A 580-nucleotide genomic window follows, 5' to 3' on the forward strand; every position below is an offset into this window, starting at 1 on the left:
GCGGAGTAGGATTTAAACTCCTGCAGGCATTGAATGAAAAGCGGGGTGAAACTTTTGAACTGCTTATTCCCTACCTGGACCTGGTTGCAACTGCCATTGGGGCAGATATTGTTCCGGTCACGGGAGAGAACAGGATACTTGCCTATCACGGCTTGCAAATGATCAACGCTGCTCCACGTGCCGGCTTTAGTGCAATTTTACAACAGGTGAAGAAAGATCATCTAACCCTTACAGATGTTGTCTTTATCATTGCACCTCGCATCAATGCCGCCGGAAGAATGAAACATGGACTGCATGCGGTTAATCTCCTGACGGAAGAAGATCCTGAACAGGCGCTGAAATATGCCGCCGAAATCGAAGAATACAACAAGGATCGCCGTGATAAGGACAAAACTATTACTGAAGAAGCTCTTGCGCAGATCGAGGAGCTAAAGGAACAGGAAAGATTGACCACGGTAGTATATAGAGATAGCTGGCATAAAGGGGTAATTGGAATTGTGGCTTCCCGCCTGACTGAAACATATTATCGTCCTACCCTGGTCTTTACCCGCAGCGGAGAAAAACTTGCGGCTTCGGCCAG

The 580-nt window shown here is 47.6% G+C and carries 1 pseudogene; it reads left to right on the forward strand.

From position 1 onward, the window contains the following. Nucleotides 1–580, forward strand: a pseudogene (locus HC175_RS24265) (single-stranded-DNA-specific exonuclease RecJ); the annotation flags it as partial.

This window comes from Salinimicrobium oceani (assembly GCF_012037645.1).